The organism is Pseudomonas sp. LH21 (assembly GCF_036549575.1).
In the GTDB taxonomy this organism is placed as follows: domain Bacteria; phylum Pseudomonadota; class Gammaproteobacteria; order Pseudomonadales; family Pseudomonadaceae; genus Aquipseudomonas; species Aquipseudomonas peradeniyensis.
In genome coordinates this window covers 2,488,133-2,502,115 of sequence record NZ_CP144367.1, presented here as the reverse complement: position 1 = coordinate 2,502,115, position 13,983 = coordinate 2,488,133, and the positions used below count along the sequence as shown (strand labels likewise).

The 13,983-nt window shown below is 66.8% G+C and carries 13 protein-coding genes; 8 read left to right on the top strand and 5 right to left on the bottom strand.

Features of this window, described 5'->3' with window-relative positions:
* Positions 1–149 precede the first annotated feature (149 nt).
* From VUG52_RS11550 to VUG52_RS11530, 5 genes are all read left to right on the top strand, one after another.
* Positions 150–926 (top strand): YqcI/YcgG family protein, encoded by a 777-nt coding sequence (locus tag VUG52_RS11550; RefSeq protein WP_050705155.1) that lies wholly within the window; start codon positions 150–152, stop codon positions 924–926.
* Positions 927–928: 2 nt separating this feature from the next.
* Complete coding sequence (locus VUG52_RS11545; RefSeq protein ID WP_050705136.1) at positions 929–1,561, top strand: LysE family translocator; 633 nt, start codon at positions 929–931, stop codon at positions 1,559–1,561.
* A gap of 28 nt (positions 1,562–1,589) precedes the next feature.
* Positions 1,590–2,690 (top strand): hypothetical protein, encoded by a 1,101-nt coding sequence (locus tag VUG52_RS11540; protein ID WP_050705135.1) that lies wholly within the window; start codon positions 1,590–1,592, stop codon positions 2,688–2,690.
* Positions 2,691–2,781: 91 nt separating this feature from the next.
* Positions 2,782–3,507: a hypothetical protein gene (locus VUG52_RS11535; RefSeq protein WP_050705134.1), complete on the top strand. Its 726-nt coding sequence runs from the start codon at positions 2,782–2,784 to the stop codon at positions 3,505–3,507.
* Positions 3,508–3,635: 128 nt separating this feature from the next.
* Positions 3,636–4,133, top strand: coding sequence for an HvfX family Cu-binding RiPP maturation protein (locus VUG52_RS11530; protein ID WP_050705789.1), 498 nt, complete (start codon positions 3,636–3,638; stop codon positions 4,131–4,133).
* A gap of 87 nt (positions 4,134–4,220) precedes the next feature.
* On the opposite strand, the gene VUG52_RS11525 is transcribed toward VUG52_RS11530, so the two are convergent.
* From VUG52_RS11525 to VUG52_RS11515, 3 genes are all read right to left on the bottom strand, one after another.
* On the bottom strand, positions 4,221–7,367 hold the full coding sequence (locus tag VUG52_RS11525) for an efflux RND transporter permease subunit (RefSeq protein ID WP_050705790.1): 3,147 nt from the start codon (positions 7,365–7,367) through the stop codon (positions 4,221–4,223).
* 15 nt (positions 7,368–7,382) lie between these two features.
* Positions 7,383–8,579 (bottom strand): efflux RND transporter periplasmic adaptor subunit, encoded by a 1,197-nt coding sequence (locus VUG52_RS11520; protein ID WP_050705791.1) that lies wholly within the window; start codon positions 8,577–8,579, stop codon positions 7,383–7,385.
* 105 nt (positions 8,580–8,684) lie between these two features.
* Entirely contained in the window at positions 8,685–9,887 is a 1,203-nt protein-coding gene (locus VUG52_RS11515; RefSeq protein ID WP_050705792.1) for a TolC family protein, read from the bottom strand.
* Positions 9,888–10,092: 205 nt separating this feature from the next.
* Between VUG52_RS11515 and VUG52_RS11510 the strand changes: the two genes are divergently transcribed.
* Complete coding sequence (locus VUG52_RS11510) at positions 10,093–10,710, top strand: LysE family transporter (protein WP_050705793.1); 618 nt, start codon at positions 10,093–10,095, stop codon at positions 10,708–10,710.
* A 3-nt stretch (positions 10,711–10,713) separates the two neighbouring features.
* Here VUG52_RS11510 and VUG52_RS11505 read toward each other — a convergent pair whose 3' ends face one another.
* Together VUG52_RS11505 and VUG52_RS11500 are read right to left on the bottom strand one after the other, a co-directional pair.
* A complete protein-coding gene (locus VUG52_RS11505; RefSeq protein WP_050705794.1) occupies positions 10,714–11,109 on the bottom strand; it encodes a hypothetical protein in 396 nt (131 codons plus the stop codon).
* A 56-nt stretch (positions 11,110–11,165) separates the two neighbouring features.
* The gene (locus tag VUG52_RS11500; protein WP_050705795.1) at positions 11,166–11,867 is read right to left on the bottom strand and encodes an NUDIX hydrolase; all 702 of its coding nucleotides are present in this window, start codon (positions 11,865–11,867) and stop codon (positions 11,166–11,168) included.
* 142 nt (positions 11,868–12,009) lie between these two features.
* On the opposite strand from VUG52_RS11500, the gene VUG52_RS11495 reads away from it, so the two are divergent.
* Together VUG52_RS11495 and pncB are read left to right on the top strand one after the other, a co-directional pair.
* A complete protein-coding gene (locus VUG52_RS11495; RefSeq protein WP_050705796.1) occupies positions 12,010–12,660 on the top strand; it encodes a nicotinamidase in 651 nt (216 codons plus the stop codon).
* Positions 12,657–13,856, top strand: coding sequence for a nicotinate phosphoribosyltransferase (gene pncB, locus VUG52_RS11490; RefSeq protein ID WP_050705797.1), 1,200 nt, complete (start codon positions 12,657–12,659; stop codon positions 13,854–13,856). Before VUG52_RS11495 ends, pncB begins: the two co-directional genes overlap by 4 nt.
* Positions 13,857–13,983: the final 127 nt, after the last annotated feature.

The following is a 13,983-nucleotide window of genomic DNA, read 5'->3' as shown; positions in this document are numbered from 1 at the left end:
AGATCCAGGCGTTTTACAACGCGCGAACCATCTCGGAAAATGCCGGTAAATAACAATTAAATATAGCAAACCGGCTGAGATGTAACGAAAACGATCTATTGAACGAGAAGTCCTACTAAACACTGCATACGGATATGCCTGGGGAAATCATGTTTACGGGTTATGGAAACTGCTACCGCCTGGATGCGCTGGAGCTCGCCGATGAACATGTCCAGAACCGCCACCACTGGACGCACAAGACCATAGAACACTTCAAGGAAACCCTCGCCAACCCCGACTTCCCGTGCCTGTTCGGGCGCAAGGCGGTCAACGCGCGCACCTGCCATATCGTCTTCGCCCGTGCCGAACGGCTGGCCGACGATATCGCCCGGGGCCTGGGCGACTACATCCGCACCATCGAGCCGATTCCGCTCAAGCAGCGCATCGGCAACCCGCTGCTGGTGTTCCTCGAGACAGCGCCAGACACCACGCTGCAGGCGCAACAGGCACTGGCGTGGGATGTGCTGAACCAGGTCCATGCGCGCGACCCGCAACCCTGGCCCGAAGAAGTACCGCAGGATCCGCACGACACGCGCTGGTCGTTCTGCTTCGCCGGCATGCCGCTGTTCATCAACATGAGCTTCCCCGCCCACCGCTTGATGAAAAGCCGCAACCTGGGCCGGCACATCGCCTTCGTCATCAACCCGCGGGAGAGCTTCGACGAGGTCGCCAGCGCCAGCACCGAAAGCGGCCAGCGCATCCGTGCACGCATCCGTGATCGGGTGCGCCACTACAACGACGGCGTCATGCCCGACACCCTGGGCTTCTTCGGCCAGGACGACAACTTCGAATGGAAGCAGTACCAACTGCAGGAGCCCGGTTCGCCGAGCCCGGCGCGCTGCCCGTTCCATGCCCACGCAACCGCTGCAACCCTCACCGAGAACTGATCGTGAATACCGCACTGACCGCCACCTATGCCCTCACCGTCCTGCTGCTGATCGCCACGCCCGGCCCGGTGGTGGCCCTGATCGTCAACACCGCCGCCGCCTCGGGCTCGCGCAAGGCCCTGTTCACCGCCGTCGGCACCAACTGGGCGTCACTGGTGCTGATCGGCGCGGCCGCCTGGATCATCCTCACCAGCGCGGCAATCGACAAGACCTGGCTCAGCGCCATGAGCCTGCTGGGCTGCCTGTTCATCGGCTACATCGCCCTGGGCACCCTGCGCGAGGCGCTGCAGGCCCCGGTCGACAACGCCCCGCAGGCCCCGACCAGCACGCAACCGGGCCGTGGCGGCCTGGTACAGGGCTTCATGGTCGGTATCTCCAACCCCAAGGACATCATCTTCTTCATTGCCTTCTTCCCGCAGTTCATCCAGATCACCGAGTCGTTCGGCAAGAGCATGGTGGTGCTGTCGCTGCTGTGGATCGCCATCGATTTCGCCGTGCTCAGCCTGTACATCTTCGCCATCGGCAAGATCGCCTCGCCGCGCAGCAACCGCGTGATCAGCCTGGCCTCGGGGGTCGCCCTGCTGCTGATCGCCGCCGTCGGCCTGGCCTACAACCTCAAGGAGCTGGCCGCCTGAGCCAACCCCGAAAAAAGAAGGAGCGCCCATGACCCCGATCGACCCCGCCGCCACCGGCAGCATGGGCACGCCCGACCCCTTGGCACTGGACTACCAGCGTTTCCTGCAGCTGGGCAGTCGCCGTGCGCCGCACACGCTGTACGTGCACGAGCGCGGCTATCGCTCCGGCACCATCAACACCGACGCCCTGGGCATGCGCTACAGCCATTGCGCCGGCAAGCGCTTCTCGGTGGCCGAGCGCGGCGGCGCGGCGCGGGTCAACCTGCTGGTCGGCGGCTCCACCGCCATGGGCATCGGCGCCAGCTCCGACGAGCACACCGTGGCCTCGTACCTGTCGGTGCTGACCGGCGAGATCTGGCTGAGCCTGGCCGGCTGCGGGCTCAACGCCACCCAGGAACTGCTGATGTTCCTCACCCACCAGCACCGCTTCGGCCAGATCGGCCACGTGGTGGTGCTCAGCGGCCTGAACACGCTGGCCCAGGAGGCCCTCGCCGAGGTACTCGCCGGCGCACAGGACCCGCACCGGGCGCAGGCCTACCAGGACTTTCTCAATCGTTTCAACGAAGGCGTGCAAGCGCCCGGAGAGGCTCGCCGCGAGTCGTTCTGGCAACGCCTGGGCCAGCTCTTGGCGCCAGCCCGGGAAACACACTGGCCGCAAGTGGAGCCGCTATCAAGCCCGGACAAGCGCCTGATTCGCGCTGCCGATGCCGTGGGCCGTACCCTGCGCCAGTGGGACCGCCTGCTGGCCGACGGCCACACCACCCTCACCTTCATCCTGCAGCCGCTGCTGCCCTGGTGCCGCGAGGCAGTGCCCAAGGCGGAACAGGCTGTGCTAGCCAAGCTCGAGCGCCAGCCGTCGAACTTCGACCGCCTGCTCGGCGACACCTTCGACAGCCAGCTGCACATGGCCTTCTTCCGCCGCATCAAGAGCCAGGCCGACCCGGTTCCCTGCTACGACATGAACAGCATGCTCAGCAGCTCGCCGGTGTTCGCCGAGCACCTGTTCGTCGACCGCCTGCACTTCAATGATTTGGGTAACAACGCACTGGCCAAGGTGATCACCGCCAAGCTGGGGCTGGCCCAGGAAAGACAGGCCCTGCGCAAGGTCGCGCCGATCAAGCTGGTCTGATGGCCGCACGCCGGGCTTTCGGGGAGGGCACGCGGATGGATAGAATAGGCCGTCGTCGCTCCTGATCCGCCCGAGGCACCGTGTAATTGCCATGACCACTCCCGCCGTCCCCTCGCTTCTGGCCCGCCCCCGCGCCTGTCTGGCCGCGTCGTTGCCGTTGCTGTTGGCCGCCACAGCCGCCCAGGCCCTGGACGTGAGCATCGACCCCCATGCCGACCTGCTCTATCGCCAGGCATTGCCGTTGCTGGAGCAGGCTGACAGCCAGGTCGACAGCGCCAGCCCGCTGCGCACCGCTGGCGGCGACCCCGAGCTCAGCCGCCAAGGCCAGGCGCTGGCCCACACGCTGCCAACGGCGGTGGCCCTGCTGAAGAGGTCCGTGGCCCTCGGCCACCCCGTGGCCCAGTACCGCCTGGCGCTGTACTACACCACCTATCTGCCGGCAGGACAGATCGCCGAGGCAGCCTGCCCGTTGCTGGAGGCCAGCCTCAAGCAAGGCTTCGCCCCGCCCGCGCTGGCCATCGCCCACTGGTGTTCGCCGTACAATGCCAGCCCCGCCTACCGTGAGGCCCTGGAGGCGGTCCCCAGCATGGCCACCCTGTACGCCGCCTACTACCCCCAGCCGGCCACCCGCCTGGCGTGCAGCCGCACCCGCCCGCAAGGCCTGCAAATGCAGTGGGGGCGCCAGCGCGACTACCAGGCCGAGATCTACCGGCTGCTCGGTGAGCTCGACCCCCGCCAGCGCCAGGCCTTCCTGCAGAAGGCGGTGGAGATCAACGGCTGCGCGGCGGCGCAACAGCGCCTGACCAGCAACCGCTGAGCCTCGCTACACAGCGATACATAAACCCACCGCCCCCGACACACTGCCGATACCCCCGCCCTACACACTCCCGGCCACAACAGCGCGACGGCACCCCGCCGTTGCCGCCTGCACCGGGAAGCCTGCCCATGAAAGCCCTGCCACTGTTTGCTGAATGGAAGCTGTTCAACGCCCTCGACCACACCGGCAACTGGAGCGCCGACCTGCCGTTGCGCCTGTTCCTGGCGTGGGAGTTCTTCGAGTCGGGCTTGGAGAAGTTCAACGGCGCCAACTGGTTCGCCGACCTGCAAGGCAGTTTTCCGTTCCCGTTCAACCTGCTGCCGGCGGACCTCAACTGGCAGCTGTCGATGTGGGCCGAATTGATCTGCCCGCTGCTCCTGCTGCTGGGGCTCGGTACCCGGCTGGCCTCGGCGGTGCTGATGGTGGTGACGGTGGTGGCGATTGCCGCGGTGCACTGGCCGAGCCAGTGGTCGAGCCTGGCGGAACTGGGACGGGGGTATGCGATCACCGACCAGGGTTTTGGCAACTTCAAGCTGCCGCTGATCTACCTGGTGGCGTTGTTGCCGTTGCTGTTGAAGGGGGCTGGAAGATTGAGCCTGGATCACTGGCTGTGGCGGCGGCGCTAAAACCATCGCGGGGCAAGCCCGCCCCCACGAAGCGACAACTTCGAGGAAGCGGGCTTCGTGGGAGCGGGCTTGCCCCGCGATAGGGCCCTACGCTACCCCTGACTCATCCCGCCGATGCGCCCACTGATACAACGCCGGCAATACCAGCAAGGTCAGCGCAGTCGACGACAGGATCCCGCCGATCACCACCGTCGCCAACGGCCGCTGCACCTCGGCGCCGGTGCCGGTGGCCAGGGCCATGGGGATGAAGCCCAGCGACGCCACCAGCGCGGTCATCAGCACCGGCCGCAAACGTGTCAACGCGCCCTCTTCCACTGCCGCGCGCAGGCCCCGGCCTTCCTCGCGCAGGTTGCGAATGAAGGCAATCATCACCAGGCCGTTGAGCACCGCCACGCCCGACAACGCGATAAAGCCCACCCCCGCCGAGATCGACAGCGGGATATCCCGCAGCCACAGCGCCAACACCCCGCCGGTCAAGGCAAAGGGGATGCCGGTGAACACCAGCAGGCCATCCTTGAGGTTGTTGAACATCATCAGCAGCAAGGCCATGACCAGCAGCAGCGAGACCGGCACCACCACCCGCAGGCGCTCGGCCGCCGACTGCAGCTGCTCGAACTGGCCACCCCAGCGGGTCCAGTAGCCCGGCGGGATCTGCACCTGGTCGATCAGCGTCTGCGAGGCCTGTTCGACGAACGAGCCCAGGTCACGCCCACGCACGTTGGCGCTGACCACCACCACGCGCTTGCCATCCTCGCGGCTGACCTGGTTGGGGCCCAGCTGCAGATTCAGGGTAGCCACCTGCGAAAGCGGGATGAAGCCGATCTGCGAGGCACCTGCGGCCGCGCTGGCCGGCACCGGAATCAGCAGGCTGGACAGACCGTCGACATCGGTGCGCAGCGCCTCCGACAGGCGCACCACCATGTCGAAACGGCGGTCGCCTTCGTATAGAGTGCCGGCAGTGCGCCCCCCCACGGCGATGGCGATGGCGTCCTGTACGTCGCCCACGTTCAGGCCGTAACGGGCCGCCTTGTCACGGTCGATATCGATGGTCAGCACCGGCAGGCCGGTGGTCTGCTCGACCTTCACCTCGGAGGCTCCCGGCACCTGCTGCAGGCTGGCGGCGATCTGCGCGGCGGTGCGGTTGAGCACCTCCATGTCGTCGCCGAACACCTTCACCGCAACATCGCTGCGCACCCCGGAGATCAGCTCGTTGAAACGCAGCTGGATCGGCTGCGACAGCTCGTAGTTGCTGCCCGGCACGCTGGCGGCGGCGCGCTGCACCTCGGCGATCAGCTCATCGCGCGGCTTGCCCGGGTCCTGCCATTGCTCGCGGGGCTTGAGCATCACGTAGGCATCGGAGATGTTCGGTGGCATCGGGTCGGAGGCGATCTCGGCGGTACCGGTACGGGCGAACACCCGCTCGACTTCCGGCACCTGGGCGATGATGGTCTTCTCCAGGCGCTGCTGCATGTCCACCGACTGCGACAGGCTGGTGCCCGGCACGCGCAGGGCCTGCAGGGCGAAATCACCCTCGCTGAGGCTGGGGATGAACTCGCTGCCCATGCGGCTGGCCAGCACGCCGGACAGCAGCACCAGGGTGGCGGCGCCGGCGAAGGCCAGGTTGCGCCGGCCCAGCACCCACTCCAGCACCGGGGCGTAGCGGCGGCGGGCGGTGCGCATGACCACGCCCTCCTCCTCCTTCACCTTGCCGGTGACGAACAGCGCCAGGGCCGCCGGCACGAAGGTCACCGAGAGGATCATTGCCCCCAGCAGCGCCATCACCACGGTGAACGCCATGGGGTGGAACATCTTGCCCTCGACCCCGGTCAGGGCAAAGATCGGCAGGTACACCACCATGATGATCAGTTGCCCGTAGATCAGCGGTCGGCGCGCCTCGCGGGCGGCGGCGAACACTTCGTGGAAGCGCTCGGAGCGGGTCAGCATGCGACCATGATGCTGCTGGGCATGGGCCAGGCGGCGGATGGCGTTCTCGACGATCACCACCGCGCCGTCGACGATGATGCCGAAGTCCAGCGCGCCCAGGCTCATCAGGTTGGCGCTGACCTTGTTGCTGGACATGCCGGTGAAGGTGAACAGCATCGACAGCGGGATGACCATGGCGGTGATCAGCGCCGCGCGGATGTTGCCCAGGAACAGGAACAAAACGGCGATGACCAGGATCGCGCCTTCGATGAGGTTCTTCTTCACCGTGGCGATGGCTTTTTCCACCAGGTTGGTGCGGTCATAGACGGTGATCGCCACCACGCCCTTGGGCAGGCTGCGGTTGATCTCCTCGAGCTTGGCCGCCACCGCCTGGGACACCGTGCGGCTGTTCTCGCCGATCAGCATGAACACCGTGCCCAGTACCACCTCGCGACCATTCTCGGTGGCCGCGCCCGAGCGCAGCTCCTGGCCCAGCCCGACCTGGGCGACATGGCTGACGCGGATCGGCGTGCCATCGACGCTGGAGATGACAATGTTGGCGATGTCCTCGGCCGAGGCCACCTGGCCCGGGGCGCGGATCAGCAACTGCTCGCCGTTGCGCTCGATGTAGCCGGCGCCGACGTTGGCGTTGTTGCGCTCGAGCGCCGCGACCAGGTCGTTGAGGGTCAGCTTGTAGGCCGCCAGGCGCTTGGGCTCGGGGGCAATCAGGTACTGCTTGGCATGGCCGCCGATACTGTTCACCTCGGCCACGCCCGGCACGTTGCGCAGCTGCGGCTTGATGATCCAGTCCTGGATCACCCGCAGATCAGTGGCGGTATAGGGCGTGCCGTCGTCCTTCAGCGCGCCCTCCTTGGCCTCGACCGTCCACAGGAAGATCTCGCCAAGGCCGGTGGAGATCGGGCCCATGGCCGCTTCGATGCCTTCGGGCAACTGCTCGCGGGCCACCTGCAGGCGCTCGTTGACCAGCTGGCGGGCGAAGAAGATGTCGGTGCCGTCATCGAAGATCACCGTCACCTGGGACAATCCCGAGCGCGACAGCGAGCGGGTCTGCTTGAGGCCCGGCAGGCCGGCCATGGCGGTCTCGATGGCGAAGGTAATGCGCTGCTCGGTCTCCAGGGGCGAGTAGCCGGGCGCGGCGGTGTTGATCTGCACCTGCACGTTGGTGATGTCGGGCACGGCGTCGATGGGCAGCTTCTGGTAGCTGTGAATGCCCACGGCGGCCATCAGCACCACGGCGAGCATCACCACCAGGCGTTGCTCGATGGCGAACTGGATAAGACGTTCGAACATGAATGGCGTCCCCGGTCAGTGGCTGTGTTCGGCCGAGCCTTTGCCCAGCTCGGACTTGAGGACGAAGCTGCCGGCGGCGGCGACCACGGTGCCGGCGGCCAGCCCCTCGCGCACTTCCACCTGGCCGGCGTCGCGGCGCCCGGTCTTGACCGGACGGGCCTCGAAGCCCTCGTCGGTGCGGGCGAACACCACGGTCTGCTCTTCCCAGGTCTGCAGGGCGCTTTCCGGCACCACCACGGCGGCGTCGAAACGCTCGACGGTAACCGCGATGTTGACGAACAGCCCGGGGCGCCAGGCGCCATTGGGGTTGGCCAAGGTGGCGCGCACGGTAGCGGCGCGGTTCTGCTCGCCGAGCAGGCTGCCGACGTAGTTGACCTTGCCTTCCACCTGGGCACCGAGGTCCGGCGCGCTGACGCTGACGCCACGGCCGCTGACCACCTTGTCCAGGTCGCGTGGAGCAACGGCGAAGGTGGCCCAGACCCGACTGAGGTCGGACAGCGTGAAAGCGTTGCTGGTCTCGTCCACCACCTCGCCCACAGTCAGGTGCTTTTCCACCACCACCGCGTCGAACGGCGCGCGCAACTCGTAGCGGTTGCCCTTGCCGGCCGGCGCCACGGCGGCGACCTTCTGCCCGGCGTTGGCGGCGGCGATCTCGGCCTCCTGCAGCGCCTGGCGGGCCTGCAAGTAGTCCTGTTCGGCGCTGATGCGCTCCTGCCACAGCTGCTTCTCGCGCTCGAAGGTCAGGCGCGCCAGTTCCAGGCGGCGCAGGGCGGCCTGCTGCTCGCTGCGCAGTTCGGAGATCTGCTGGCTGGCGATCACCGCCAGCACCTGGCCACGCTTGACCGCCTGGCCCAGCTCGGCCTGCACCGACTCGACCACGCCGGGGACGCGGGGCACCACGTGGGCGGTACGGTCCTCGTCGAAGCGGATCTCGCCGGGGAAGCTGATGGCGGTGCCCAGGGTGCGCGGGCCGGCGGTGGCCAGCTGCACGCCGGCGGCCTGGATCTGCTCGGCGGAGAGGTGCAGCTGGCCCTCCTCGTCGGCATGTTCCTCTGCCTTTCCTTCTTCATGGCCATGGCCTTCCTCGCCATGGTCGTCGTGCTGGGCCTGGTCGCTACCGGCCTTGCCGAGGGTGCCGGTCCAGGCCGCGCCACCGAGGCCGAGAACGGCCAGGGCAGCGGCGAGGATGGCGAGCTTGCGTGGGTTGGTCATTGTTGCTCCTGCTGGAAAAGTCGTTGCAGTTCAGGGCCCATCGCGGGGCAAGCCCGCTCCCACGCATTCCCGTGGGAGCGGGCTTGCCCCGCGATGGGTCGAAGCTCAAAGCTCGCCGTAGATTCGTTCCACCTGCGCCCGGGCATCGGTCGCCTGGGCCAGCGCCTCGAGGTACAGCCCGCGTGCCTCGATCAGCGTGCGCTGGGCATCGAGCACATCGAGGAAGGCGAACTTGCCCATCTCGAAGCCACGAGTGGCGGTGTCCACCGCCTGCTGGGCGGCGGGCAGGATGGTGCGGTCGTAGGCCTGGACCTCACCCATGGCCGTGCCCCACTGCTCCAGGGCGCTGCGGGTTTCGCTGCGCAGGCGCAGGTCCACGGCGTTGCGCAGGTCGCGGGCCTGGTCGGCGCGGCGGGCGGCGGCCAGCACGTTGCCCTGGTTGCGGTCGAACAGCGGCAGCGGCATCGACAGCCCGACCACGTTGACCCGCTCACGGTCCTCGCGGCTGTACTGGCTGCCCAGGCTGACGGTCAGGTTGGGAATGCGCTGAGCCTTCTCGGAACCGAGGCTGGCATCGCCACGCTCGATCTGCGCCGCGGCCAGGCGCCAGTCGGCAGTCTGCTCGACCTTGGCCAGCAGGTGCTCGGCCTGCGGCGCCGGGCCGGGCGAGAGGTTGCTCGCATCAAGCCGGTCGAAGCGGGCCTCGGCACTGCCCGTCAGGCGCGCCAGGGCCTGGTTGGCCACGCCATGTTCAGTGCGTGCCCGACGCACCGCCGCCTCGGCCTGGGCCAACTGGACCTGGGCACGGGTGGCCTCCACCGGTGAGGACTGCCCGGCCCGCACCCGCCCTTCCACCACTCGCAGGCCGCGTTCGGTCAGCGCCTGCGATTGTTGCGCCAGTTCCAGCGCGGTCTGTGCCCGCAAGGCGGCATGGAAGGCCTGGATCACATCGGCGCGCAGGCTGTTGCGCTGGCGTTCGAGCTCCAGCCGGGCGATCGCCTGGCCGGCTTCAGCGACTTCGATTCGCGCGCCACGCTTGCCGCCCAGCTCCAGGGCCTGGCTGAGGGTCACGGTGGTGGTGCTGGTGTCGCGGCGGGTGTCCTCGACTTCCCAGGACAACTCGGGGTTGGGGATCAGCCCGGCCTGGCGGCGCTCGCCCTCGGCGATGCCGATCTCGCGGCCGATGGCGGCGAAGTCCGGGTTCTGGGCAAAGGCGGCGTCGAGCGCCTGGTCCAGGCTCAGGCCCTGGGCGCCGGCAGGGCCGGCCAGCAACAGGCAGAGCAAGGCGATCTTGCGGGGGATGGGCACGGCGGAAGTCCTCGTCGACAAGCGGCGGAATGCTTTGGCGAGGGACTTTAGGCAGGGGTGGTTATCGAGGGGGTGGCGTGAAGATTACAATTCTGTAATCCGCCACCGGGGCGTGGGTCGCAACCGGTCCATGCCGCCGTGGCTGTGCAAACAGCGCGAAAGATGGCATATATCCAGGACTGCCCCCTCATCAGGAGACTTCCCCATGCTCGGCGTGACCGACTACGGCGCCTTCGTGATCGCCTTCCTCATCCTCCTGGCGATCCCCGGCCCCGGCAACTTCGCCCTGATCACCGCCACCGGCAAGGGCGGCATCAAGGGCGGCCTGGCGGCCACCTTCGGGGTGATCCTCGGTGATCAGGTGCTGATGTGGCTGGCGGTGGCCGGCGTCGCCACCCTGCTGGCCGCCTACCCGGCCGCCTTCCACGTGGTGCAGTGGGCCGGCGCCGCCTACCTGGCCTGGCTCGGCCTGCGCATGCTGCTGAGCAAGCCCGGCGGCGCGCCGCGCGACAGCGGCATGGCCAGCGGCCGCTACCTGCGCCAGACCATGATGATCACCCTGCTCAACCCCAAGGCGATCATGTTCTACATAGCGTTCTTCCCTCTGTTCATCGACCCGGTGCGCCACCAGGGCGTGGTGACCTTCGCCTTCATGGCGCTGACCGTGGCCGGCCTGACCCTGCTCTACGGCCTGGTGGCGGTGCTGCTGACCCACCGCCTGGCCGAGCGCATGCGCGCCAGCCCGCGCATTGCCAACCTGCTCGAACGCCTGGCCGGCGCCTGCCTGGTGGGCTTCGGCATCAAGCTGGCGGCAATGCGCTGAAGTTCAGGCGTCGCGCAGCAGGTCGTGGGCGTCGAGCAGGCGGAAGGCCACCTGCGGATTGCGCTCCAGCCCGCGACGGATGGCGGCGGGGATCGACTGGCGGGTCTTGCGGCACAGGCCTGTCTGCGCCGCAAGCTCGATGACGATGCCGCGCATGGTGCGCACTTCGTTGAAGCCCGGGGCGATATGCACGCGGATGCCCAGTTGTTCGTAGAGGCGTGCCTGCAGGCGCTGCAGGTCCTCCAGATCCTTGAGGTTTTCCAGGCGTTCGACCAGGCGCTTCTCCTCCTCGCGGGTGAGCAGCAGGATGCGTCGCTCGGGGCCGTCGGCCAGGCGTTCGCGGCCGCAGTCGCAGGCGCCCGGCGGACAAGGATGGCGTTGGGGAGGCAGGTTGGTCATGGGGCAAGGATAGTCGTTACTCGACGACTGCAGGAAGAGGCCGCGACCTGTCCTGACTATCCTCCCGTCAACAGACTCCGGTCGAACATGAACGCCCCGCTCCCCTGCGGGGTATGCCGGTACAGTTGCTGTGGCCGCCCCAGCCTGGGCTGGTTCTTCTCTCCGGTGTCCTGCACCCAGCCTTCGCTCTTCATGCGCTCCAGGCGTTTGCGCATTGAGGTGTTGTTGACCGGTTGCCCCAGGCACGCCTGCGCGGCGGCCAGGGCATCCAGCACGGTGAACCGCTCGGGTGCCAGGTACATCGGCAGGTTGGTGTACACGGCCTTGGCTGCCAGCCGTTCATAGGCGCGCTCGACCAGCAGGCGATGGTCGAACGGCAATGGTGGTTCATTATCAAGGACGCCTTGCAGATCGAAGAAGGCAGTCTGCGCATCCTCCACCAGGACCGCAGGGTCGAGCAACGCCAGGTAGTAGGTGCTCAAGGTCCAGCCCCGAGGATCGCGGGTCCCATTGCCCTCGGTGCCGACCTGCTCCAGGTGGCGCGGGTATACCTTGGCCTTTTCCGCAAGGGCCCGGCAGGCGGCGGCATCCAAGTTGTTGTCGGGCGTACGGCCATTGACAATGACACCCGGCAGGGCCCACTGACCCTTGTAGGGCTCTCGCTCGCGCGGATGCAGCAACACCTCCAGGCGCTGGCTGTGCGGCGACAGGCGCAAGGCGACGATATCGACACTGGCCAGGACTTCTGCTGTGTTCACGCAACGGTTCCTCATCAAGACCCCTTATATTCCACCAGGGCGATTAAATCGATCAAGCCTCATCACCTGAATAAAAATAATCTTGACACACTTAATACACCAGGTGAAATATATACCCATTCCAGCTGAGGAGCCTCCTCCGATGAAGATCGCCAGTTTCGATGTCGACGCGCAGAATGGCTTCACCGCCAACGCCCCCAAGGAGCTACCGGTGCCCGGTGGCCACCTGATCGCACCTGCGCTCAATGCCATGGCCCGGCGCGCCTCGCTGCGCCTGGGCAGCAAGGACGCCCACCCGGCCAACGCCGCCTGGGTGGTCGCCGAGCCCGGGCAGATGCTGCAACCATTGCCCCTGGCCAATGCCGACCTGACCTGGGTCAGCCACTGTGTTCCCGGCACGCCGGGCTTCGAGCTGCTGCCCGGCCTGCCCGCCCCCATCGACTACGACTACTTCGTCTGGAAAGGCGTCGAGCCGGACCTGCACCCCTATGGCGCCTGCTACCACGACCTGGCCGAGCGCCGCTCCACCGGCGTCATCGAGTTCCTCAAGGTGCAACAGGTCCAGGCGATCATCGTCGGCGGCCTGGCATTGGACTACTGCGTGCGCACCACTGCCCTGCAACTGCGCCGCGCCGGTTTCGAGGTGCTGCTGTACCTGCCGGCCTGCCGCGCCCTGAGCGCCGAGGGTGCACAGGCGGCCTGCGATGAAATGGCCAGCACCGGCATCCACCTGTGCGCCGACGAACAGGCCCTCGACACCCGGCTCGACCAACTCAAGGAGGACCGCCCATGAGCGACAGCGTCTTTGGCCCACGGATCATCCAGAACCTGCTGGACACCGATTTCTACAAGATCACCATGATGCAGGCGGTGCTGCACAACTACCCCAACGCCGAGGTGGAATGGGAGTTTCGCTGCCGCAACGACGAGGACCTGGCGCCCTACCTCGCCGAGATCCGCTACCAGGTCGAGCAGTTGGCCGATGTCTCGGTCACCCATGACCAATTGGCCTACCTGGAGAAGATCCCGTTCATCAAGCCGGACTTCATCCGCTTCCTCAGCCTGTTCCGCTTCAACCTGCGCTATGTGCAGGTCGGCCTCGACGATGCCGGGCAACTGGCGATCCGCGTGCGCGGCCCGTGGCTGCACGTGATCCTGTTCGAGATCCCGCTGCTGGCGATCATCAGCGAGGTACGCAACCGCTACCGCTATCGCGAGGTACTGATCGAGCAGGTCGGCGAGCGCCTGTACCAGAAACTCGACTGGCTCAGGGCCGAAGCCAGCGACGACGAGCTGGCCGGTCTGCAACTGGCCGACTTCGGTACCCGCCGGCGATTCTCCTACCGGGTACAGGAAGAAGTGGTGCATATCCTCAAGCGTGATTTTCCCGGGCGTTTCGTCGGTACCAGCAACGTGCACCTGGCCCGCGAATACCAGATCAAGCCCATCGGTACCATGGCCCACGAATGGTTCATGGCCCACCAGCAGCTCGGCCCACGGCTGGTGGACAGCCAAGCGGCGGCGCTGGAGTGCTGGGTGCGCGAGTACCGCGGCCAGCTGGGCATCGCCCTGACCGACTGCATCGGCATGGACGCGTTCATGAAGGACTTCGACCTGTACTTCGCCAAGCTCTTCGATGGCTTGCGCCATGACTCGGGCGATCCGCTGGCCTGGGCCGAAAAGGCCATCGCCCATTACCAGCGGCTGGGTATCGATCCGCGTGGCAAGACGCTGATCTTTTCCGATGGGCTGGATTTCCAGAAGATGCTCGAGCTGTACCGTGCGTTGAATGACAGGATCCATGTCAGCTTCGGCATTGGTACCAACCTCACCTGCGATATCCCCGGGGTAAAGCCGATGAACATGGTGATCAAGATGACTGCCTGCAACGGCGCGCCGGTGGCGAAGATCTCCGACAGCCCGGGCAAGACCCAGTGCCGGGACGAGAATTTCGTGGCATACCTTCGCCACGTGTTCAAGGTGGCATGACCTTTGTGGGAGCGGGCTTGCCCCGCGATGCCTTACCGGCCCTGATCGCGGGGCAAGCCCGCTCCCACAAAGCCCCTCCTATAAAGGCCACTCCCACCATTGGCAGCCAGGCTTTTTCGCCCGCCCC